The sequence below is a fragment of the Clostridioides sp. ZZV15-6383 genome, assembly GCF_020657735.1.
In the GTDB taxonomy this organism is placed as follows: Bacteria; Bacillota; Clostridia; order Peptostreptococcales; family Peptostreptococcaceae; genus Clostridioides; species Clostridioides difficile_D.
The window spans coordinates 12,197-33,840 of record NZ_JAGWCV010000022.1 but is presented as its reverse complement, the minus strand read 5'-3'; the positions used below and the strand labels follow the sequence as shown (position 1 = coordinate 33,840).

The window sequence follows — 21,644 nt, the reverse complement described above, 5'->3', positions numbered from 1 at the left end:
TACTTATATGAGTTTAGTATTTTTTCATTCCTAAAATGACGGTGCAATATTTTTTAAACCTGTAGTTTCATCAATACCAAACATTATATTCATGTTTTGTATAGCTTGTCCTGCTGCTCCCTTAATCATATTATCTATAGCTGAACAGATTATTAATGTATCTTCATTCTCATGCAATGATATTACACATTTATTTGAGAACTTAACATTCTTTAAAGAAGCTACTTTGTCTAATGGAAGAACTTCTATAAATTCTTTATTTTCATAATAATCAGTTAATTTTTTATGTATACAATCTATAGAAATATTATCTTCTTTCATACAATATATAGTTGATAATATTCCTCTATTTACTGGAATTAGATTTGGTGTAAAAACTACCTTTACTTTTTCTTTATAGGCTTCACTTAAATTTTGTTCTATTTCTGGAGTATGTCTATGTTTTCCTATCTTATATGCAGTTATATTTTCATTAACTTCAGTAAAGTGACTACTAATTGATAATTCTCTACCAGCTCCTGTAAGCCCTGATTTAGAGTCAATTATTATATTATTTTTTATTAATTTAGAACTTAATAATGGTATCAATGGTAAAGAAATACTAGTAGGATAACACCCAGGATTTGCAATTATATCTGCATCTTTTATATCATCTTTGTATATTTCACTTAATCCATATACAGCTTTTTTGTGTAAGATTTCATCTATAAAAGATACTCCATACCATTTATTATATGTTTCTTCATCTTTTATTCTAAAATCAGCACCTAAATCTATAACTTTCTTTTTTGATTCAATTGCTTTTATTGCAAGCTTTTCGCTAACTCCATGTGGAAGAGCAGTAAACACAACATCACACATATCAATAACTTTTTCATTTTCTATACATATCATGCTATTTTTATAGCCTATACTCGGGTATATATCAACTATATCTTTTCCCACATATGAATTCGACCCTATTGCTGTCACTTCGACTTTATCATGATTTATTAATAATCTCAGCAATTCTACTCCCACATATCCAGTTGCTCCAATAATCCCAGCTTTTATTTTACTCATTTTATTCCCTCCATTTTTATATTCAAATAATATCAAAATTATATTTTTTCACTCTTTTTTTCATATAATAATCATTTGATAATACATAGATTAAAATCTTCTAACTAAAACAAAAAGCCCCTTAGCATTATAAATGCTAAGAGGCGAATTTCCGCGGTACCACTCTTATTGGCAAAATTATAATAATCCTTGCAAATCAAATTAAAAAGTATCTACAAATGCATATTTAAAATTAAAAAAGCCTCTTGGTCAAAGACCAAGAGACGAATATACACCCGCGTTACCACTCTAATTGATAAGATAATCTTACCCACTCTAATCTCTTAAGGCGAGATTCACCAATTACCATACTATTAATTCTGGTAATCTCCTCCAAAGCTCTATTCACAATAAAGTTCATTGCTAGGCTTCCACCATCCCCAGCTCTCTATCAATTACTTTTATGCTACTCTCTTTTTCACAGGATTTTGATTTCTTTTCTTGTTGTATTATATAATAGTTTATTTTTTTTACTTTGTCAATATAATTTATAAATTTTTGGAAATATTTTCTATATAGTTAATTTCCACCATTTTGTATTCAAATTGCGATATAATTTAAATCCACATCTCAATAAAACATTTTGTGAAGCAATATTTTCAATATCTGTTTCAGCTATTACAGAAGAAACATTTGGTTGACTTAATCCCCAATCACATGTTTTTTCAACAGCTTCTGTCATATATCCTTGCCTTTTATAATTATCACCTAAACCATATAGCAATCTCAATTTCACCATAAAAATTTAGTACATTTTTAAAATCAACTAAACCTATATAAGATAGTATAAATCTCCTATATAATTTTTTGCAAGCTCATCATCTTAAAAATCTCTTAAAAAAATTAATCTCTCCTGTATACAAAGTTACTTTCATATAATAATTTCCTCCTATTATACTTTTTCATTTGTATCTTTAATAGTAAAATAAAAATCAAATTCACAACCAAGTATTAAGGAACATATAAACCAAAAAATTTTATTTTTTATTTTCTATATATAATCATATTCACTTTTAATCGTATGATACGCCTAAAAAAGATATTTGTAAAGTATATAGTAAAACCTACAAATATCTTTTTTAGTTAAACTACATAATAAATTGAACTAAATATCCTGCACTAATAGCTATTACAAATGTAGCTACTATAAATGTTATTATAAGTTGTTTTTTGAATAACTTATTTAATAAAATTATTTCTGGTATGCTAGCACCTGTTCCTCCTATAATTAAAGCTATTATAGGACCTAACCCTATACCTGTACTTGAAAGTGCTACTCCTATTGGTAAAATTGTTGTTGAGTTTAAATATAGAGGAATACCTAATATAGCAGCTATTGGAACAGCCCATAAATTATCGTCTCCTACATATTTAGCTATGACATCCTGTGGCACAACATTATACATTAAAGAACCAATCAGTACTCCTATTATTAAATAAGGTAATACTGATATATACAGCTTCAAAGCATCTTTTGCTGAATCAATTAGATACTTTTTTATTAGTTCTTTTCTTGAAAGATTTAAACTTACATCATATAAATTTATTTCTTGACTCTTTTTTACATCTACATTTTTTACATACTTTTCAAAACCTAGTTTTTCAAGCAAAATTCCTATTATCAATGGTAACATTAATACTATAGCCGAATATACGACTGTTATTTTTACTCCAAACAGAGCTAACATAAGAACTACTACAGCTGGGTCTAAAAATGGTGATGTAAATAAAAATGTCATAGTTGGACCAAATGGAGCTTTTACTTTTGTCAGTCCAACTAATACTGGTACTGTAGAACATGAGCAAAAGGGTGTAAATGTCCCTAATATCAATGCATTTACATAACCTAAAAATTTATTTTTTGTACTCAACATACTTCTTATCTTTTCTTCTGAAATAGTTTGTTGTATAATCCCAATTAAAAAACTTATTCCTAAAAATAAAATAGTTAATTCTGTAAACAAATATATAAACTTATTAAAAATCTCTATCATAGATTCACCTTCCTATTCTAAAAAATAATAAAATTACTACAACACATCAATTTTTTTTGATATGTTGATTAGAATTGTATCAAAAAAAATTGATGTGTTCAAGTATATTTTTTAAAAAATTTTAAGAATTAGTTCTTTTGATAAAAAGTTTTCTAATTCACTCATGTTAATACTATAATAATTTCATTTACCTTGCCTCTCTTTTAGTACTAAATTAGCATCTAGTAACATAATGATATGATAATTTTGATTGTGGCATATCAAAATATTCAACTAGTTCACAAACACATATACTTTCTTTTTTATTTAATTCTAATAAAATATTTAATCTTATACTATCTGACAATGATTTAAAGACTAATTCACATTTCTCTATGTCATTATGATTCTTCATTTTATTTCACCTCTTTTAAAATATAAATATAAACTTTATTTAACAACTGATAAATTGTAAATACATCATCATTTATTATAATTTTATTGTGCATAAACATATAACAACCAATAAAAAATTTAATTATAATAATTATAACATAGTATAAAATTTCTTTAAAATTATTTAAAAATTCAATTATATTTATTCAAATTTTTTAAATTTTCAAACAATTATATTGAATGATAGTTAATTTTATTGTATTATATAACTGTAGAGTAAAACTAAATCGGCAAAACTAGAGAAATTTAGTGACGCAAAGCTATAGGGACTAAATCTTGTAAAATTTTTATAAGTTATGTTAGCCAGCTACCAAAAGATATATTCTTTTTGTTTTTATAAAAGTTTTTTAGGGGGATATGATAGTATCTACCTTTAACACAATAAATTTATTATAACAATAATATATTGACAATTACAAACATAAGTACCTTTATTTATTCTCTCCTTTTTATTCTATTCTTGAAATTTACTAAAATAAAATATATTCCTAGATTAGAAAATCACAATTATAAGGATATTATTCTGTTTATAATTTATATGATTTATACACTATATCATTCTTTAAAAAGAACGCTCCTCTGTTTAAAATAGTTTACAAAATACCATATAAAAAATTTAAATAATAGGAAAATATCAACAACGAACACCTACATATCAGAATCAAATAATGACATCAAAGGCCTCTCTAAGAGAAATATTGAAATGTTAGTTGAAAAACTGAAAAATTTATATTCCCTTTCAAATAAATCTTTTTTTCTTAACTCTACATGGCAAAATATGATAAAATATTATAAAACATAACAAAAACTTAGACATCTTATACAGATAATTAATCTCCCCATGTCTCTTCCTCACCTAGTATCAGGAATTGCTCTTTTGCTTTTATTTGGAAGAATGGGTCTTGGAGATTTCATTTACAAGATTCTTAAGCTTGATTTTGTATTTACAAAACAAGGTGTAGTTTTAGCACAAGTATTTGTAAACCTACCACTTACTATTAAAATACTTCACACTTCATTAAACGAAAGTAATGAAAAAATGGTATTTGTTGCACGCACTCTTGGATGTAGTGAATTTGGTGCAGTAGCTATGATAGCAGACTCTACATGTATGAAAACTGAAATTGTTCCTACATCAATATATTTAAATATGTCTACTGGTGATATAGATATTGCAATTGGAATAGCTGTAATTTTGATATTTATATCACTTACATGCTTGATGTTTTTTGAGATATTTTTTAATAGAGAGGTTGATAAAAATTAATATGTTAAAAATAAAAAACTTATCTCTTGATTTACCTAATTTTAAATTACAAGAAAATAGTTTAGATATTAATAACCATGAATATTTTGTTTTATTAGGTTCTAGTGGCTCAGGAAAAACTCTATTTCTAGAAACATTAGCAGGGAAATACCCCTCTGCTAACAGTAATTCATGTTACTCATGATATTTCTGAAGCAATGTTTTTTGCTCATAAGATAGGAATAATGAACAATGGAAAATAAATTATATTTTTGAGTTGAATGAAGAAATAAAACAGAAGGGAGAGTCTTTTTTCTATGAATATATTTGATACTTTGAAAGATTACTTATTAGAACAAGTCAATAGCATTATGTAACAACTCAATTGTAAATTTTCTATCACTGAATAAGCCAGTTTACTATTATGGAACTACGATAGCTGGTGCATCAAGTATTTTAGGTCTCAACAGACTCTGTTTTTGTAGTAAATAAGCAATTCCTTAGTAAGGAGTATACAAATATCAATGTATACTCCTTATAACTATTTTTTGATTAGCTATATACATAAATATTTTTTGATTTTAAATTAATAAAAAATTTTATTCCATTAATCTACTCTATATTTTTTAGTATTTAAGAAATAATTTTTAGTGCTTTGTTTGATAATATGACTAAGACAACTTTTCAGGAGATGATTAAATGACACTCAAAAACAAGAAATTTACCATAAATAAATATGGAATTTTATCTATCATTCTAGTTTTATGCTTAGTTTTAACAGGTTTTAATAGTTATATAAATTATAGTCATAAAAAATTTAAAGATTATGTTGTCTTCTATGTTCAGCATCAAGATGATGAAGTGTTGTGGGCTGGTAGTGCTATTTTAAATGCTATAAAAGAAAGAGGAAAAAATCATGTATTTGTGGTTCTAGTATCTACTGGACGTGGTATATATGTTTTTAATAAATATAAAAAATATGAAAATCTTACAGATATGCAAAAATCAGAATACAGGAACAGAGAATTTTTAGCTTCTCTTGATAATCTTGGCGTAAAAAAAGAGAATATAATACTATTACCAAAAAAAAATGTAAATGGTAATACTGACTTCAATTACATGGAAAAAGTTGCTCTTATTTTTGAAGAAAAGCTTAAAAGTGTGACTCATATAGCACATACCTATAAGTTGGATGACCATTTACAACATTTAAAAAATGGTTCAGTTATCCAAAATTTATATAATGCTGGTAAAATAAAAGATGCTAAATATTTTGTAAAACCTAAATTTGCTGATAAAATAACCTTTAATAATAAGATAGTTTATAAAGCTAATTCTACTGAAGATTATGAAAAAGTAAAAAATGCCTGTGAGCAATACAAACTTGTTGATGAGTTAGAATATAGAGAAGGAATTGGCTATAAATCTGACCATAAATCGTTTGATGAATTATTAAGCAATAAAGATGTTCCTGCTATACTCCATACACCTAATTTATAATAAATATTTATTTTAACTTAAATTGCGCAATAAGGAAATTTATTTGAGATTTTGTAATATGTCACTTTATTGTATTATTCTACTTTTTCTAATCTAATTATTACCTTTATAAAATGGTTATATGTTTTCAAGTTGACAGTTAATAAATAAAGGGTGGATTTTCTACCCTTTACAAAGTCTCAAAAATAGCTTTTATAATTTATTCTGTGTACATATTTATAATGAACTATATTAAAATAAATATTTGTTGTAAATTCTTAATAATGAGATTTAAATGATTGAACTATATAACCTACTGCACTTATGACGTCATTCTCTACTAATGTACATACATATATATCGTGATATCGTATATTTGTTTTAAAAAATGAAAATACATCTACAAATAATATATTTTTAAGTTATTTAAACAAGAAAAAAACCTCCTTGGAGGTCTCTTTCTAAATGTTGGGGTTTATATTTACATATTTTTTTGATTATACCTTTTTGGTGTGATATTAATACATTTTAAATTATATTTCTCTATAATTCATCATGTATTTCATCTTTCTGTATTTATAATATCACATAGTGTTTCCATAATCAGTTACATCTCTGTTACCTAAGATTACAATTTTGTAATATTTGTAATCCTAGGTATAAATTTACATTCATTCTCCAATATAAATATATGCTTTTTATTTACCCTAAAGACCTTTTAACTCATATTTTTCTAAGAAAAGTTTTAACTGAGAATAAATCTGTTCTGCTCCACCAATTTTATTTGATTCAATATTCAAAGCTAATAGTGGTTCATGTAGTGATACTCTAAGTAAAAACCATCCATCTCCATTTGATTCATTACAATTAACTCTTATACCTTCAAAATTATTTGGTGCTACAGACCATCCATTCAAACTTCTAACATGAGAATCTAAATCCTTTAATATATCTTCTGCATATGGTCTAAAGTCTTCTTTATTAATGCCTATTCTAACCTCTTTTTCTTCCTTTGCTTCTTCAAGGTTTTCTATCAATTCTTCTATAGTCTTTCCTTCTAAAGATAGTTTTGCTACTTTTATTAAAATTTTAGCTATTAAGTATGCTCCATCATCCAAAAAGTAATTTTCTTTTAAAGCAGCATGTCCAGATGTTTCTATAGCTAAATGACACTCTTCACCTTCACTATTTAATCTTATGGCTTCATTTATTACATTTTTATATCCTCTTTTAAATCTATGATGTCTTCCTCCCAATTCACTTATGAATTTAGCAAGTCCTTCAGAAGTAATAGAATCAGTTACTATAGCTGTTTTTGGATGTTCTTCCAATATTATTGATGATATAACAGCTATAAGAGCATTTTTATTTATTGGTTTACCATTTTTACCTACAATGGCAGCTCTATCTACATCTGTATCAAATATTATTCCTAAATCGCTCTTATTATCCAACACAGCTTTACATATGCTTTCCATTGCTTCTTTATTTTCAGGATTTGGTATATGATTTGGGAACATACCATCTGGGTCCAAAAACTGACTCCCTGTTGTATCTGCTCCCAGTATGTGTAAAACTTTTTCAGCAAAGAATCCACCAGCTCCATTTCCTGCATCAACTAATATCTTAAGCCCAGAAAAAGGCTTTTCATAATTTTTACTTGAATTTACACCTTTTCTAATTTTATCTATCAATAAATTAGAATAATCTTCAATTAAATTTTTTACTATAACTTCACCTTTTTTATCTACTTCTTCATAATCCATACTATCATTTTTAACAGCTATATCCAACATTTCTTTTATATCAGTTTTTTCTAAACCACCATTTTCTGTAAAAAACTTTAAACCATTATAATAATAAGGTAAGTGACTAGCTGTAATCATAATCGAACCATCAGAATTGTATCCATCCATAATAGTTGTCATAAACATTGCTGGAGTTGTAGCAATCTCACAATCAATTACATTGCAATTATTGTTAGTTAAAATTTCAATAACAATACTTCTAAACTTACTTCCTGTTATCCTAGAATCAGTTCCTATAGCAACAGTTACTTTATCTTTCTTAGTCTTTTCTTTTAGCCAAATATGAAATGCTTTAGCTATTTTTCTTACTTCTTCTACAGTTAGGTTAACTTCTTTAGAATCATTTTCATACGCTATTCCTCTAACATCAGTACCATTTTGCAGTTTATATAGGTCTCCCATAAAAAATTCTCCTTACTCAACTAAAATTTTTATTAAATATTATAAAATTTCTTGTTTCTATCTAAACTTTTCACAATTAAACAGAAACATCTTATACTTTTATTACATAGTTACTTTATACTTTCTTTTAGTTCTTCTATTTTATATTTATATGAAGTTGGAGGCTTGTCATTAAATAAAGCTGAAGTACCAACAACATATATATCTACTTTTTTACCATTCATAAGTTTAATAGTATCCTTATTTATGTTTCCATCAACCTCTATAAATGGAGGATTATCATAATCTTTTAGTATCTCTGTAAGTTTATCTAACTTATCCAACACAGGAAGATTAAACTTTTGACCTGCAAATCCTGGATTTACTGTCATTACTAAGATACCCTCAACCAAACCTATATATTCTTCTATTTTATCCACACTTGTTTGAGGACTTATTGCTAACACTGGAGCTATACCATAATTTCTTAATTTTTGTATATCAGCTTTTACATCTGTACTCGATTCTACATGAAAAGAAATATATTTTGGCTTTATATAAGACATCATATCAATATATTTATCTGGAGTTTCTGTGGCTAAATGAATGTCTAAGGGTATTGTTGTATTTTCACTTATTGATTTTAATAGCTCCGGTCCCATAGCTAAGTTTTTGACAAATATTCCATCCATAACATCACAATGAAGTAATTTTACATCTGCTTCTTCAAGAGCTTCTAATTCCTTTTTTAACTTCATTTGGTCTGCACACATTATTGAAGCACAAATAATAGACATAACGTTCCCCCTTGTTATAAATTTTAGATATTTATAAATTTTCTTTTTCTATATTATCAATCATTTGTAATCTTCTTGCATGTCTTTCTCCATTATAACTTGAATTTAACCATTCTTCAACAATTCTCATTGCCAATCCTTTCCCAATAACTCTTTCACCTAAACAAAGTACATTTGTATTATTATGTTCTCTAGTAGCTTGAGCTGAAAAACAGTCAGAAACAACAGCAGCTCTGATTCCTTTAAACTTATTTGCTGCAATAGACATACCTATTCCTGTTCCACAACAAAGTATGCCTAAATCTGATTTTTTACTTTGGACGTTTTGACTTACCTTTTTTGCATATATTGGGAAATCTACACTTTCTTTTGAATTTGTACCCACATCTTCAACTTCTATACCTTTATTTATTAAATTTTCCTTTATATATTCCTTTAATTCATAACCACCATGGTCACATCCAATAGATATTTTCATTAAATAACACCTCTTTTTATAATTTTTTTCTTATCTTTATATTAATTTATAATTATCATAAAAATAAAGTATTGTAAAAATAAAGCTGTCCCATTGTAGAAATTTCTTTCTATTTTTAAGACAGCTTTAATTGATTTATGTCAAATCAATTTGTTATTTAGACATATTTATATCTATAACAACTCTTTTATATTTTTTACTATATCTTCTGTAGTTAATCCATAATGTTTTAATAAATCAGCTGGTGTACCTGATTGACCAAATACATCCTTAACACCAATTCTTCTAACTACTACATCTTTAGTTTCTGCTAAAGCTTCACATACAGCTGAACCTAAACCACCTATTATACTGTGTTCCTCTGCTGTAACTACTTTTCCAGTTTTCTTAGCAGTTTCTTTTATTAAAGCTTCATCTAATGGTTTTATTGTAGAAATATTAACAACTTCTACACTTATACCTTCTTTAGCAAGTTCTTCTGCTGCTTCTAAAGCTTTTGCTACCATTATTCCTGTAGCTATTACTGTTATGTCAGAACCTTCTCTTAAAACAGTTCCTTTTCCTATTTCAAATTTATAGTTTTCACTGTTTACATCAGGAGTTGCAGCTCTACCTAATCTTATATATACAGGTCCATTATAATCAATAGATGCAAGTATAGCTTGTCTTGCTTCTAAAGCATCTGCTGGATTTAATACAACCATATTTGGTATACCTCTCATTAGAGATATATCTTCTATAGCTTGATGGCTACCACCATCTTCACCTACTGTTACACCTGCATGAGTAGCTGCTATTTTAACATTTAAATTTGGATATGCTACAGAGTTTCTTATTTGCTCATAGCCTCTTCCTGCTGCAAATATTGCAAAAGTACTTGCAAAAGGTATTTTCCCACAAGTAGCAAGACCTGCTGCTGTACCAATCATGTCACCTTCTGCTATCCCCATATCAAAAAATCTATCTGGGGCAACTTCTTTAAATGATATACTTTTTGTAGCTTTTCCTAAATCTGCATCTAATACTACTATATCTTTATTTTCTGCAAGTTCTTTTAACACTTGTCCGTAAGCTTCTCTAGTTGCTATTCCCATTCCTATAGACCTCCTTCTAAATCTTTCAATGCTTGCTCTGCTTGTTCTGCATTTGGAGCTGTTCCATGCCATGCAGCATTATTTTCCATAAATGAAACACCTTTACCTTTTACTGTCTTAGCTATTATTACAGTTGGTTTTCCTGTAACTTTTTTAGCTTCATCAATTGCATTTCCTATTTCTTCAAAAGAATGTCCATTTATTACCATTACATTCCATCCAAAAGATTTGAATTTGTCATCTACTGGATTTACATTCATTACTTCTTCATTAGAACCATCTATTTGTAATCCGTTTAAGTCAACAAATGCAATTAAATTATCTAATTTGTAATGTGATGCTGTCATTGCAGCTTCCCATATTTGACCTTCTTGGATTTCTCCATCACCTAATATAGTATACACTGTATAGTCTTTATTATCTAATTTCCCTGCAAGTGCCATACCATTTGCTGCAGATAGCCCTTGACCAAGAGAACCAGTAGACATATCGATTCCTGCTACTTTTTTCATGTCTGGATGACCTTGTAACTTAGAACCAAATTTTCTTAGTGCTAGTAACTCTTCTTCTGGGAAAAATCCTTTTTCTGCCAATGTAGCATATAGCGCTGGTGCTGCATGACCTTTTGATAAAACAAATCTATCTCTGTCATCCATTTTTGGATTTTCTACACATACATTCATCTTATCAAAATATAATACTGTTAACATATCAGCTATTGATAATGAACCACCTGGATGTCCGCTTTTAGCTTCTGCAACCATTTTTATTATGTTTTTTCTAATATTATTAGAATGATCTCTAAGAGTGCTCATACTTTTTTCCTCCTGTTATTTTTTAAGACCTTACATTTTTTATCCTACAGTAGATTTTACAATTTTTTTTTAAATAATACAAATGTTTTTTTAAGATTTTACTGCTACTTTTATTTCTTCTCCATTCATTAAAGCTGTAATACCCTCTTTAAATTCGTCTAAATCAACAGTTCTAGTAACCAAAGCTTCTGTATTTACTTTTCCACTTGCCATTAAATCTAGTGCTATAACCCAAGAACTTGGCTTTTGTGATCTACTTCCTATATATTGTAACTCTCTTTGTATTATTGCTTCTTGGTCCATTTCATTTAATTTTTTAGCAAATATTCCAACTTGTACGAAAGTACCTTTTTTTCTAAGTAGTCTTAAAGCTTCATTAACTGCTGGCATAAATCCAGAACAATCAAATCCTTTATTTACTCCATTTCCATCAGTCATTTCATTTACTACATCTGCTAAACTTTCTTCCATTACATTTACTGTTCTATCTACTCCAAGATTCTTAGCTATTTCTAATCTCTCTTTATCTTTTGTAACACCAGACATTATAACTGTAGCACCTTGAGATTTAACAACTTGAGCTAATAATAAACCAATTGGTCCTGGTCCTATTATTAAAACTGTATCAGTGCTTTCTATAGTAGTCTTTTCAAGAGCTGCATGAACACAACAAGCTAGTGGCTCTGTAAGGGCTGCTGATAATAAAGATACATTTTCAGGAAGTACATGTATACTTTCCTCTCTTGATAATACATACTCAGCAAAACTTCCATTTACTTGAGTACCAATACCTTTTCTAGTTGGGCATAAGTTATAATCTTTAGTTGCACAGTATATACATTTCTCACAAGTTGCAAAAGTAGTTTCTGATGTAACTCTATCTCCTACCTTTATATTTTTAACATCTTCTCCTACTTCTACAACAATTCCAGAAAATTCATGACCTAATGTTACTGGAGCTTTTATATTTGCATATTCACCTTTAAATGAATGTATGTCTGAACCACATATACCACTATATTCTACTTTTATTTTAACCTTGTCTCCTGTAGCTTTTGGTTCTTCTACTTCTAACACTTCTACATTATCATAGCCTGGTTTAGTTTTAACTACTGCCTTCATTATTTTTCAACCCCTTGCGGTAAAATTAATATTTTATTGAATTCTTCTTTTCTATCTCTTATCATTTCAAATGCTTTGTAAGTGTCTTCAAGTGAGAATCTATGAGATACCATTTCCTTTAATTTTATTTTTCCTTCGTTAACTAGATTGATTCCCTTAGTCCACTCTTGCCCTGGGAATGGTGCAGAATAAGAATTCCAGAAACCTTTTAATTCTAGTTCTTTTCTAAATATATTTTCAAATGCCTCTTCTGATAAAGTTATATCTGAATATGCTATTCCTAAAAATCCTATTTTACTTTTCTTTTTAGTTATAAGTAAACATTGTTCTTGAGTTATTTTTGAGCCTGCACATTCAAGAGCTATATCAACACCTTTACCACCAGTAAGTTCTTTTATTTTTTCTACTGGGTTAACATCTTTAGCATTGATTATTATATCAGCTCCTAATTCCTTTGATTCTCTTAATTTATTATCAGATATATCAACTGCTATAATTGTTCCTGCTCCTGCTATTTTAAGTCCTTGTATTACTAACTGTCCCATTGTTCCACTACCCATTACGGCTACAGTGTCTCCAACTTGAACACCTATATTAAGTACTCCATGCATAGCAACTGCTAGTGGCTCTATCATAGCGGCATCTTCAAAGTCCATATCTCCTATTGGAAGTACATTTGTAGCTTTTATATTTGCATACTCTGCAAAGGCTCCAAAGCTTTTAGCTCCTAACATTCCATGGTCATCACATAGTGAAAATAATCCTCTTTTACAATATTCACATTCATTACAAGGTATAAAAGGAATTGCAACTACTCTATCTCCAACCTTTACATTTTTTACATCCTTACCAACTTCAGCAATTACTCCAGAAAATTCATGTCCTGGTATAGCTGGAACTGGATATTTCCAATGTTTTAATACTCTTGGAGGATCTGACCCACATATTCCTGCTGCCATAACTTTTATTTTTACTTCATCACTTTCACATGGTTTTATTTCTATATCTTCAAATCTCATATCATTTGTGCCATGTAATACTGCTGCTTTCACGATAAATTTCCTCCTCTTGTATTTTGTATTTTTAAAAATTTATAAAAAATATTACTCTTTTCTAGTAGCTGCTAAATGTTAAATTTTCGCATACTTTACTAAAAAAGAGTAATCTCTATTAACTACATATTAGAATATTCCAAATGAAGAAACTAATTGAGATAATTTCAATATTCCCCATTTTAGCAAGTTACCACCTGTATCTATACTTGTAACCATTGTTGTTCCTTTTGGCATCATATTTGCTTGCTGTAATAATTGTGTATGAACATCTGCAAAGTTTGTAGCCATATAAAGTGATATAGCTATTACTATTGTTCCTGTTATAACTGATTGAACTATATTACCTTTTCTAAAGCACACTATAAATGCCATATAAAATGGTATTGTCGCTAAGTCTCCAAATGGTAAAACTTTGTTTCCTGGTAGTATAACTGCTAGGAATAAAGTTATAGGAACAAGTATCAGAGCTGTTGATATAACTGCTGGATGTCCAGTTGCTACTGCTGCATCTAGACCTATATAAAGTTCTCTGTCTCCATATTTTGCTTGTAAGAAATCTCTTATTGATTCTGAAATTGGAATTAAACCTTCCATTAATATTCTAACCATTCTAGGCATAAGCAACATTACTGCACCCATTGATATACCTACATTGAATATTCCTGCTACATCATATCCAGCAAGTGCTCCAAGTATTATACCTAGTATAATCCCCATCATCATTGGTTCTCCAAATATACCAAATCTTTTTTGTATAGAATCTGGGTCTGCTTGTATTTTATTTATTCCTGGTATTTTTTCAACAAATTTACCTACTAAATATCCAAGTGGAGCAAATGAAGCTGTTGAACCAGTTGGTAATGCTATACCTTCCAAATCATAAAACTCCTGAACATTTTTTGCTGTCTTTTCTGCAATAAATAGTACTAATAATTCCATTAATATCGCACAGAATATAGCCCAAACATAACTTCCTGTTACTATATATCCAACTGCACCTGCTACTATAAAGTGCCAATAATTCCATATATCAACGTTTAATATCTTTGTTTTATTGAAGTATAATAATAGTAAGTTTACTAATAAACAAACTGGTATTAATATTGGTGCAACTGGTGAAGCCCATGTTGCTGATGCTGTTGTTGGCCACCCAACATCTATTACTGTTAAATTAAGTCCAAATCTTTCAACCATTCCTTGAGCTGCTGGACCTAATGTTGATGTTAATAGATTTACAACTAAGTTTATACCTACAAAGCCTATACCAATTGTAAGACCTGACTTTAAAGCTTTTGTAAACTTAATTCTAAATATCATTCCTAATACTACAATTGTTATTGGTAGTATTACTGTTGGTCCCATATTTAAAATGTACTGTACTACTGCTAATAATTTATCCATTTATAAATCCTCCTTTTTCTGTTTTATAAAATATGATTTCAATGTATTTATGATAGGATTATTTTAAAGCATCTAATATTTTTTTATCTAATGCTGCTGTATTTACTCCAGTTATATACGCTGTTGCTTTTATTGCTGGTATATTATAAGTTGTTGGTAATATAGTTGTTGATACTATTAAATCTGCTCCTTCTTGCTTTGTTGCACATTCAGCTATTTTGCATTGTATAACTTCTGCTTGTATATTATTTTCCTTAACTAATCTCTCTACCTTGTCACAAACCACTGTTGATGTTGCTATTCCTGCTCCACATGCTACTAATATTTTTTTCATTTTTATTTCCTCCTAATAATTTTATTTTTCTATTTTTTATTTTAGTACTTTTTTATTTTTATAAAGACTTTATTGTCTTTAAAACTTCTTCTTTATCAGTAGAATTCATTAATTTATCAACCAACTCTTTATTTTGCATAATTCCCATTAATTCTGTTAATACAGATAATTGACTATGTGGTTGATTAAGTCCTAATACGAAAGCCAAATTTACAGGTACTTTTTCATCTTGGTCTTCCATAGAACTAAATACTACTGGTTCATTAAAAGTACAGACTGCTATAAATTGTTCTTTAATATATTCTGCATCTGTATGTGGTATGGCTACTCCATAATCACCTAGATTTAAACCTGTTGGAAATACATTTTCTCTTCCTAATATTTTTTCTCCAAATTCTTCTTTTACAAAGCCTAATTCAAAAACTTTATTATGTATTTCTTTAAAGAAATCTTCTTTTGTTTTACACTCCATTTTAAGGTTTATAACTTTATCACTTACAAAATTTATAAACTCCATATTTACACCTCCTAATTGCACTTATCTTACATCTGGTTTTCTTGTCTTTATATAAAGCATGTCATGTGCCAAAAAGTGGCTCTTTTTGTGAAATACGAGAAAATATTTTCCCTGAAACAATGCTCTCTTATAGGATTTTAGCTGACTTTCATTGATAAATTTTTTTTAATTTTTATTTTAATTTTTACTTGTTAATCACTTAACTAGCCATATTTTTTTATATTTTTTGTGGTTTTTTTTGTTACAGAAATGATTTTTTTGTTTTTTATAAATGGTTTAATTTTATATGTTCCACTTTCATTAACCTTTACTTGAAATGTACTTGTCTTAAGATTATTTCCTTAGAAAACAGGATTTTTATCATCTTCTTGTATTACAACATCTAATTTTCCAGAGTCATTAACTATTTCCACATCTATTACATCGTCTTTTTCTAAAGTTAACAATTGTGAATCTGTAGTATTGAACATACTATATTCCATTGCAAGTTCGCTATCACTTCCTGTACGACTACCATTAAATTCACTGTATTTACAAGATACCAGAAAAATACCTAAAATCAATATAAAAAAAAGATTATATATTTTTCTCATGCCTTATCCCTCCAAATCATGCTTTATTTATTATTTTCTAAATCATTATGATAACTACTCTGTAATTTTTTAATATAATAACTTACCCTTATTATATCTTCTATATTTTAATTTTAGAATAGTTTATATATTCTATTTATCAATAAAAAAGCTAATCCTATAAAATCATATAAATAAATTTCATAGAATTAGCCTTATACCAAGTAATTAACTACTTAGCAATTAAGTAGTTTTAAATTTTATACTAAATCAAATTTTTTACATCTCTCTTTTCTATACTAATAGTTAGCTTAAAATTTCTTTTATTTCATTTTTATCTTCAGTATTTAATAAAACTTCTAGAGTCTGCTGGTCATTAATCTTTGAAAACAAGCTTCGTATTTCCTTCTTATTATTTTCTTTAAGTGCCAATAGTACAACCAAATCCACCATAAATTTATTGTCCCATACTATAGGCTTATTCAACCTTGCGATTGCTATTGCAGGCTTTATAACGTTTTCTGGAAGTCCATGTGGCACAGCTACCTTAGAAGCCATCACGACACTTCCCATTGCCTCTCTTTTATATACACTTAATATATATTTTGAATCCACATATCCACCTTCTTCAAGCTTTGAGACAAGGGTATCAATTATATATTCCTTTGAAATTCCTTCGAAATTATATAAAATCAAATCTTCATGTATTAAATTATTCAGCTGGTTTTCAGTATTTAAAGCTGGTTGTTTATTATTTAAATGTTCTAATACTTTATTGATACCATTTTTTCCAAGTACCTCATTATAAGAAATAAAAGGTACGTTTTTATAATCTATATCAATAGTTCCACAGATAGCAATAATATTGTATTCAGCTTCAATATCATTTAACTCTTCTTCCAAATTGTTATTTAAAAAAGCAATTGGCTTTACTTCAATTGAAGTATCATATTCCTTAATTTGTTTTTCTATATGCTCTTTTAGATTTAAAGCTGTACCTACACCACTCAAACACAGAGTAATGATTACATTTTTCTTTCCATACTCATTTTTTCTATAACTAAATTTATTTGTATTTATCATGGCATAATTTTTATTTTTCTTTAAATCTGCTATTATACCATCCAAACTTTTACCTTCAATAGTTGCAAGTTTTCCTGCTTCCATTGCCAATAATGTATCTACTCTATTTACAGTTTTACATCTAATGCCAAGTCTTTTTTCAACCTCATCACCAAGAATTACTAAAGACCCCATATCAATTAGAACTAGAATACCTTTTCTAGCTTCTATCTTTTGAAGCTCCTCTAATACATGTTCTATGCCTTCTGATGGTGAATCTGTAAGCGCTATTTCTATACCTAGTGTACATTCTATACCAAGAATATGATTTACAACTTTAGACATTTCAATGCCAACTTTACCATGTGTGACTATTACTACCTTTACTTTATCTTTTATACTTTCCTCATTATAACAAAATTTATTTATATAGTAAGCCAAATATCCAAGTTCATCCTCTGGAAATGTTACTTGTGTTAAATCTTCCACTATACCCATTATATATCTTGATAGCTCATATTCCATTGGCATTGACGCTTTTATTTTATCTAAGCTCGGATTTATTATAGTTTTTCCATCTTTTATCCTACCTATAGCATGTTCAATGTGAATTGCTAGAGCCAAATACAAGCCTTGATTTACATGTTTAAACTGCTCCTTAATAAATACAATTACCTTATCCATTATCTCCAATGTAGACTCTTTTAACTGTCCTCCCCAATCTATTCGACTTCTTCTATCAGATAAATTTTTATTATTTTTAATAGCATTAAACTTCTTATCTAACTTTTCTATAAATGCATTTTTTAATTCTTCTTCTGAAAAACATCTACTTTCTAGAACTTTAAGCTCTTTTTCTGCATAATTATATATCTCACTTATCTCATTATCAGATAAAATTCTATTTTTCCCACTCACCAATTCACTGATATCTATATATATATCTTCAACTGAAAACTCAGAATATTTTTCACTTTTACAATTACAATCATAATATCCACTTTTTATATAATCCCTTAAACTATCTAAATCTATAATTACCTTGTCACTAGAAAATATCGATTTACTAAAAGCTCTAGCACAAGTTACTTGTATATCACTCTTTAGCTGACCTATATTTCCAGTACACTTATAATTCATAAGTGCACACATAACTTCTTTAGTTATTATAAAATTCTTGTTTACTCTTTTTGCTTCTCTTTCAAAAAATTTTATTATTATTTCATATCTTTCTGATTTTGGTCTTTCGCTCATGTTAGGTAAATTTATTACCATTGGTATACGTCTTCTAAACGTTTGAAGTAAATTAGAATCTGGATTTTCTGTTGTGGCACTTATTATGAGAACATTTGCCTTTCTATTAGAACTACTTTCTCCTAATCTTCTAAATTCGCCTCTATCTATTAATGAAAATAAAATCTCTTGCCCGGCAGCAGGCAATCTATGAATTTCATCCAAAAATAAAATTCCATTATTGGCTTGTTCTACAAGCCCTTCTCTATTTGCATCAGCTCCTGTATATGCACCCTTTACTACTCCAAATAGTTGAGCTATCAATAGATTAGGATTTTCTGCATAATCTGCACAGTTAAATACTATAAATGGACTGTTCTCTTCTTTAATATTGTTTTTTACAGCATATTTATACATGCATGTAGCTAGTTCACTTTTACCTACACCTGTCTCTCCATATATTATTGTATGAAGACCATTAGGGGGATACATTATTGCTGACTTAGCTAGGTTTACCTTTTCTTTTAAGCTTCCCTTTATACCGATTAATTCCTCAAACCCATCTTCTTCTACAGCCTTACTTACCTTTACATACTTTCCTGATGATGCTAGGTCTTTATCTTTAATCCCGCTCTTTGACTGATTCAAATTCTCTTCTTTTAGTAATTTGGACACTGCACTTCTTGATATGTTATATCCATTTTCTATTAGTATCTCTGTTATTTTTCTTTCAGACATTTGAGGATTTTCACTTACAATTTTTGATATATCTTTTATTAATATTTTTTTTCTTCTTTCTCTCGAATCTAAAATATTATTTTTTTTTCTAACTGCTATTACTTCAGACCTAGCTACATTTAACATTTCAGCAAGTTCTTGGTCAGTATATGGATTTTTTTTATCTTCTCTTTGTATCTCTCTTAATATTTTATCCATTTTTCGCCTCCTCACTTAAAAAATTAATCTACTTCAATATATTTGTTTCAATATATTATACACCAAAATAAGACTAGGCAAAATAGCCTAGCCTTATTACTCAGAATTTCCATAATAACCTCTTTAATATATTTATAATTGCATCTTTTAATTATAATTTTAAAGAAGCACCTTCCCAATCCTTCATAAAGCTATCTATCCCTTTGTCTGTCAAAGGATGCTTAATCATTTGGTTTATAACCTTAAGAGGAACTGTTGCTATATCTGCTCCCATTCTAGCAGCTTGTAAAACATGTATTGGATTTCTAACACTAGCAACTATTATTTGAGCCTCAATACTATTCACACTAAATATGTCAACGATTTCTTCAATTAAATCAAGACCATTTTGTGATATATCATCTAATCTTCCAACAAAAGGACTTACATATGTAGCCCCAGCTCTAGCAGCTAAAAGAGCTTGTCCAGCAGAGAATATAAGTGTAACATTAGTCTTTATACCTTTATTTGATAGTACTTTAACTGCTTTTAGACCTTCTGCTGTCATAGGTATCTTTATAACTATATTTTTATGTATCTTAGATAATTTTTCTGCTTCTTCTATCATTCCTTTATGCTCTAAACTTATTACTTCTGCACTTATTGGTCCATCTACTATTTCACTTATTTCTTTAACTACCTCTATAAAATCTCTACCTTCTTTAGCTATTAGAGATGGATTGGTAGTCACTCCACATATTACGCCTAAATCGTTTGCTTCTTTTATTTCTTCAATATTAGCTGTGTCTATAAAAAATCTCATAAAAAATCCTCCATAATTACATAATTAAAATACGTGCTAAACACAAGTATATAATATCATAAATTACCTAAATTTTACAGTTCCATTATCTATAGATTCGACTACTGCTAAAGACTCTAATCTTACATCATTAGCCTTTAAAAGTGCTCCTCCAGCTTGGAAGCCTTTTTCAATTACAATTCCTACTCCAACTAAGTTTGCCTCTGCTTGCTCAATTAAATCTTTAAGTCCAAGAGCAGCTCTCCCATTTGCTAAGAAATCATCTACTATCAATATATTTTCACCTTTGTTTATGTACTTTTTAGAAACTTTAACTGAATATTCTTTTGCTTTAGTAAATGAATATACATTAGTTTCATATACATCTTTATCCAAATTTTTAGATTCCGATTTTTTTGCAAATACTACAGGTGCATTTTCAAAATACTGTGAAACAATTGATGCTATAGCTATTCCTGAAGCCTCTATTGTAAATATTTTATCCACCTTTTCTCCTTTGAATCTCTCTTTGAACTCTCTTCCTATTTCGTTTAAAAAAGCCACATCAATTTGATGATTTAGAAAACTATCAACTTTTAGTATATCATTTCCAGAAACACTGCCTTCTCTTAATATCTTTTCTTGTAAAGCTTTCATTGAACTTCCACCTAAACCTTTCTAAAATTATATTAATAAAAAAATTATATTTGCTCTAACTTTGCTATCTATATTGTTATCATTTTATATTAAAATACTAAAAAAGCTCCTGTCTATATCATAGACAGGAGCTTAAAATTCAAAGTAATTAACTTAATATATAATTTAAAATAAGTATAAACTATATCTTCTTCACTCCTGTAGTCAAGCTATTAATGGTAGCTTAGTAGAAACATTTGAACCATATTATCAAAAATATACAGGTAAATATATTAATTTATTCTTTTTAATTATATATTATAATTCTCTATTATTCAACAAATAATTCAAACTGTGTAGAGTAATA

21 protein-coding genes, 2 riboswitches and 1 other annotated feature are annotated in these 21,644 nt (G+C 28.2%); of the genes, 3 read left to right on the top strand and 18 right to left on the bottom strand.

Translation table 11 applies throughout. From position 1 onward, the window contains the following. Positions 1-30 precede the first annotated feature (30 nt). From argC to KGF42_RS09880, 4 genes are all read right to left on the bottom strand, one after another. Positions 31-1,062 carry an N-acetyl-gamma-glutamyl-phosphate reductase gene (gene argC / locus KGF42_RS09895; protein WP_227826229.1) on the bottom strand — a complete coding sequence of 344 codons (1,032 nt, stop codon included), beginning with the start codon at positions 1,060-1,062 and terminating at the stop codon, positions 31-33. Positions 1,063-1,318: 256 nt separating this feature from the next. Continuing rightward, positions 1,319-1,532, bottom strand: a binding site (T-box leader). Between the two features lie 80 nt (positions 1,533-1,612). Next, on the bottom strand, positions 1,613-1,840 hold the full coding sequence (locus KGF42_RS09890; protein WP_227826228.1) for a GNAT family N-acetyltransferase: 228 nt from the start codon (positions 1,838-1,840) through the stop codon (positions 1,613-1,615). Positions 1,841-2,189: 349 nt separating this feature from the next. Continuing rightward, the gene (locus KGF42_RS09885; protein WP_227826227.1) at positions 2,190-3,095 is read right to left on the bottom strand and encodes a permease; all 906 of its coding nucleotides are present in this window, start codon (positions 3,093-3,095) and stop codon (positions 2,190-2,192) included. Between the two features lie 214 nt (positions 3,096-3,309). Continuing rightward, on the bottom strand, positions 3,310-3,489 hold the full coding sequence (locus KGF42_RS09880; RefSeq protein ID WP_285891576.1) for an ArsR family transcriptional regulator: 180 nt from the start codon (positions 3,487-3,489) through the stop codon (positions 3,310-3,312). Between the two features lie 260 nt (positions 3,490-3,749). Then, a riboswitch (cyclic di-GMP riboswitch) is annotated at positions 3,750-3,845 on the top strand. A gap of 526 nt (positions 3,846-4,371) precedes the next feature. Here KGF42_RS09880 and KGF42_RS09875 point away from each other — a divergent pair. The 3 genes from KGF42_RS09875 to KGF42_RS09870 all read left to right on the top strand — a co-directional run bounded on the left by KGF42_RS09875 (position 4,372) and on the right by KGF42_RS09870 (position 6,276). Beyond that, positions 4,372-4,797: a hypothetical protein gene (locus tag KGF42_RS09875; RefSeq protein WP_227826226.1), complete on the top strand. Its 426-nt coding sequence runs from the start codon at positions 4,372-4,374 to the stop codon at positions 4,795-4,797. A gap of 1 nt (position 4,798) precedes the next feature. Further along, positions 4,799-4,981, top strand: coding sequence for an ATP-binding cassette domain-containing protein (locus tag KGF42_RS20460; protein ID WP_227822489.1), 183 nt, complete (start codon positions 4,799-4,801; stop codon positions 4,979-4,981). A 494-nt stretch (positions 4,982-5,475) separates the two neighbouring features. Next, the gene (locus KGF42_RS09870; protein WP_227822490.1) at positions 5,476-6,276 is read left to right on the top strand and encodes a PIG-L family deacetylase; all 801 of its coding nucleotides are present in this window, start codon (positions 5,476-5,478) and stop codon (positions 6,274-6,276) included. A 686-nt stretch (positions 6,277-6,962) separates the two neighbouring features. On the opposite strand, the gene KGF42_RS09865 is transcribed toward KGF42_RS09870, so the two are convergent. The 14 genes from KGF42_RS09865 to KGF42_RS09800 all read right to left on the bottom strand — a co-directional run bounded on the left by KGF42_RS09865 (position 6,963) and on the right by KGF42_RS09800 (position 21,298). Next, positions 6,963-8,465 (bottom strand): phosphomannomutase/phosphoglucomutase, encoded by a 1,503-nt coding sequence (locus tag KGF42_RS09865; protein ID WP_227826225.1) that lies wholly within the window; start codon positions 8,463-8,465, stop codon positions 6,963-6,965. Positions 8,466-8,575: 110 nt separating this feature from the next. Then, positions 8,576-9,241: a ribulose-phosphate 3-epimerase gene (locus tag KGF42_RS09860; RefSeq protein WP_227822492.1), complete on the bottom strand. Its 666-nt coding sequence runs from the start codon at positions 9,239-9,241 to the stop codon at positions 8,576-8,578. Between the two features lie 31 nt (positions 9,242-9,272). After that, positions 9,273-9,719, bottom strand: coding sequence for a ribose 5-phosphate isomerase B (gene rpiB / locus KGF42_RS09855; protein ID WP_227822493.1), 447 nt, complete (start codon positions 9,717-9,719; stop codon positions 9,273-9,275). A gap of 173 nt (positions 9,720-9,892) precedes the next feature. Next, the gene (locus tag KGF42_RS09850; protein ID WP_054274328.1) at positions 9,893-10,813 is read right to left on the bottom strand and encodes a transketolase family protein; all 921 of its coding nucleotides are present in this window, start codon (positions 10,811-10,813) and stop codon (positions 9,893-9,895) included. Positions 10,814-10,815: 2 nt separating this feature from the next. Then, positions 10,816-11,628, bottom strand: coding sequence for a transketolase (locus KGF42_RS09845; protein ID WP_227826224.1), 813 nt, complete (start codon positions 11,626-11,628; stop codon positions 10,816-10,818). Between the two features lie 90 nt (positions 11,629-11,718). After that, positions 11,719-12,750: a zinc-binding dehydrogenase gene (locus tag KGF42_RS09840; protein ID WP_054274330.1), complete on the bottom strand. Its 1,032-nt coding sequence runs from the start codon at positions 12,748-12,750 to the stop codon at positions 11,719-11,721. Continuing rightward, positions 12,750-13,802: a galactitol-1-phosphate 5-dehydrogenase gene (locus KGF42_RS09835; RefSeq protein WP_054274331.1), complete on the bottom strand. Its 1,053-nt coding sequence runs from the start codon at positions 13,800-13,802 to the stop codon at positions 12,750-12,752. Before KGF42_RS09835 ends, KGF42_RS09840 begins: the two co-directional genes overlap by 1 nt. 129 nt (positions 13,803-13,931) lie before the next feature. Continuing rightward, on the bottom strand, positions 13,932-15,206 hold the full coding sequence (locus tag KGF42_RS09830; RefSeq protein ID WP_011861525.1) for a PTS galactitol transporter subunit IIC: 1,275 nt from the start codon (positions 15,204-15,206) through the stop codon (positions 13,932-13,934). 58 nt (positions 15,207-15,264) lie between these two features. Continuing rightward, a complete protein-coding gene (locus tag KGF42_RS09825; RefSeq protein WP_003430711.1) occupies positions 15,265-15,540 on the bottom strand; it encodes a PTS sugar transporter subunit IIB in 276 nt (91 codons plus the stop codon). 58 nt (positions 15,541-15,598) lie between these two features. Further along, the gene (locus tag KGF42_RS09820) at positions 15,599-16,057 is read right to left on the bottom strand and encodes a PTS sugar transporter subunit IIA (protein ID WP_054274332.1); all 459 of its coding nucleotides are present in this window, start codon (positions 16,055-16,057) and stop codon (positions 15,599-15,601) included. A gap of 341 nt (positions 16,058-16,398) precedes the next feature. Then, positions 16,399-16,650: a hypothetical protein gene (locus KGF42_RS09815; protein WP_227826223.1), complete on the bottom strand. Its 252-nt coding sequence runs from the start codon at positions 16,648-16,650 to the stop codon at positions 16,399-16,401. Positions 16,651-16,935: 285 nt separating this feature from the next. Continuing rightward, a complete protein-coding gene (locus tag KGF42_RS09810; protein ID WP_227826222.1) occupies positions 16,936-19,860 on the bottom strand; it encodes a sigma 54-interacting transcriptional regulator in 2,925 nt (974 codons plus the stop codon). Between the two features lie 151 nt (positions 19,861-20,011). Next, positions 20,012-20,662 (bottom strand): fructose-6-phosphate aldolase, encoded by a 651-nt coding sequence (gene fsa, locus KGF42_RS09805; RefSeq protein ID WP_054274335.1) that lies wholly within the window; start codon positions 20,660-20,662, stop codon positions 20,012-20,014. A gap of 63 nt (positions 20,663-20,725) precedes the next feature. Further along, positions 20,726-21,298: a xanthine phosphoribosyltransferase gene (locus KGF42_RS09800; RefSeq protein WP_054274336.1), complete on the bottom strand. Its 573-nt coding sequence runs from the start codon at positions 21,296-21,298 to the stop codon at positions 20,726-20,728. 181 nt (positions 21,299-21,479) lie between these two features. Continuing rightward, a riboswitch (purine riboswitch) is annotated at positions 21,480-21,581 on the bottom strand. Positions 21,582-21,644 lie beyond the last annotated feature (63 nt).

Excerpts from the sequence above, each read along its gene's own strand:
- KGF42_RS09875 (WP_227826226.1), top strand. The coding sequence starts at position 4,372 with ATGTCTCTTCCTCACCTAGTATCAGGAATTGCTCTTTTGCTTTTATTT.
- fsa (WP_054274335.1), bottom strand. The coding sequence starts at position 20,662 with ATGAGATTTTTTATAGACACAGCTAATATTGAAGAAATAAAAGAAGCA.
- KGF42_RS09845 (WP_227826224.1), bottom strand. The coding sequence starts at position 11,628 with ATGAGCACTCTTAGAGATCATTCTAATAATATTAGAAAAAACATAATA.
- KGF42_RS09810 (WP_227826222.1), bottom strand. The coding sequence starts at position 19,860 with ATGGATAAAATATTAAGAGAGATACAAAGAGAAGATAAAAAAAATCCA.
- KGF42_RS09870 (WP_227822490.1), top strand. The coding sequence starts at position 5,476 with ATGACACTCAAAAACAAGAAATTTACCATAAATAAATATGGAATTTTA.
- KGF42_RS09860 (WP_227822492.1), bottom strand. The coding sequence starts at position 9,241 with ATGTCTATTATTTGTGCTTCAATAATGTGTGCAGACCAAATGAAGTTA.
- argC (WP_227826229.1), bottom strand. The coding sequence starts at position 1,062 with ATGAGTAAAATAAAAGCTGGGATTATTGGAGCAACTGGATATGTGGGA.
- KGF42_RS20460 (WP_227822489.1), top strand. The coding sequence starts at position 4,799 with ATGTTAAAAATAAAAAACTTATCTCTTGATTTACCTAATTTTAAATTA.
- KGF42_RS09840 (WP_054274330.1), bottom strand. The coding sequence starts at position 12,750 with ATGAAGGCAGTAGTTAAAACTAAACCAGGCTATGATAATGTAGAAGTG.
- KGF42_RS09815 (WP_227826223.1), bottom strand. The coding sequence starts at position 16,650 with ATGAGAAAAATATATAATCTTTTTTTTATATTGATTTTAGGTATTTTT.
- KGF42_RS09880 (WP_285891576.1), bottom strand. The coding sequence starts at position 3,489 with ATGAAGAATCATAATGACATAGAGAAATGTGAATTAGTCTTTAAATCA.
- KGF42_RS09820 (WP_054274332.1), bottom strand. The coding sequence starts at position 16,057 with ATGGAGTTTATAAATTTTGTAAGTGATAAAGTTATAAACCTTAAAATG.
- KGF42_RS09890 (WP_227826228.1), bottom strand. The coding sequence starts at position 1,840 with ATGGTGAAATTGAGATTGCTATATGGTTTAGGTGATAATTATAAAAGG.
- KGF42_RS09865 (WP_227826225.1), bottom strand. The coding sequence starts at position 8,465 with ATGGGAGACCTATATAAACTGCAAAATGGTACTGATGTTAGAGGAATA.
- KGF42_RS09885 (WP_227826227.1), bottom strand. The coding sequence starts at position 3,095 with ATGATAGAGATTTTTAATAAGTTTATATATTTGTTTACAGAATTAACT.
- rpiB (WP_227822493.1), bottom strand. The coding sequence starts at position 9,719 with ATGAAAATATCTATTGGATGTGACCATGGTGGTTATGAATTAAAGGAA.
- KGF42_RS09830 (WP_011861525.1), bottom strand. The coding sequence starts at position 15,206 with ATGGATAAATTATTAGCAGTAGTACAGTACATTTTAAATATGGGACCA.
- KGF42_RS09800 (WP_054274336.1), bottom strand. The coding sequence starts at position 21,298 with ATGAAAGCTTTACAAGAAAAGATATTAAGAGAAGGCAGTGTTTCTGGA.
- KGF42_RS09825 (WP_003430711.1), bottom strand. The coding sequence starts at position 15,540 with ATGAAAAAAATATTAGTAGCATGTGGAGCAGGAATAGCAACATCAACA.
- KGF42_RS09850 (WP_054274328.1), bottom strand. The coding sequence starts at position 10,813 with ATGGGAATAGCAACTAGAGAAGCTTACGGACAAGTGTTAAAAGAACTT.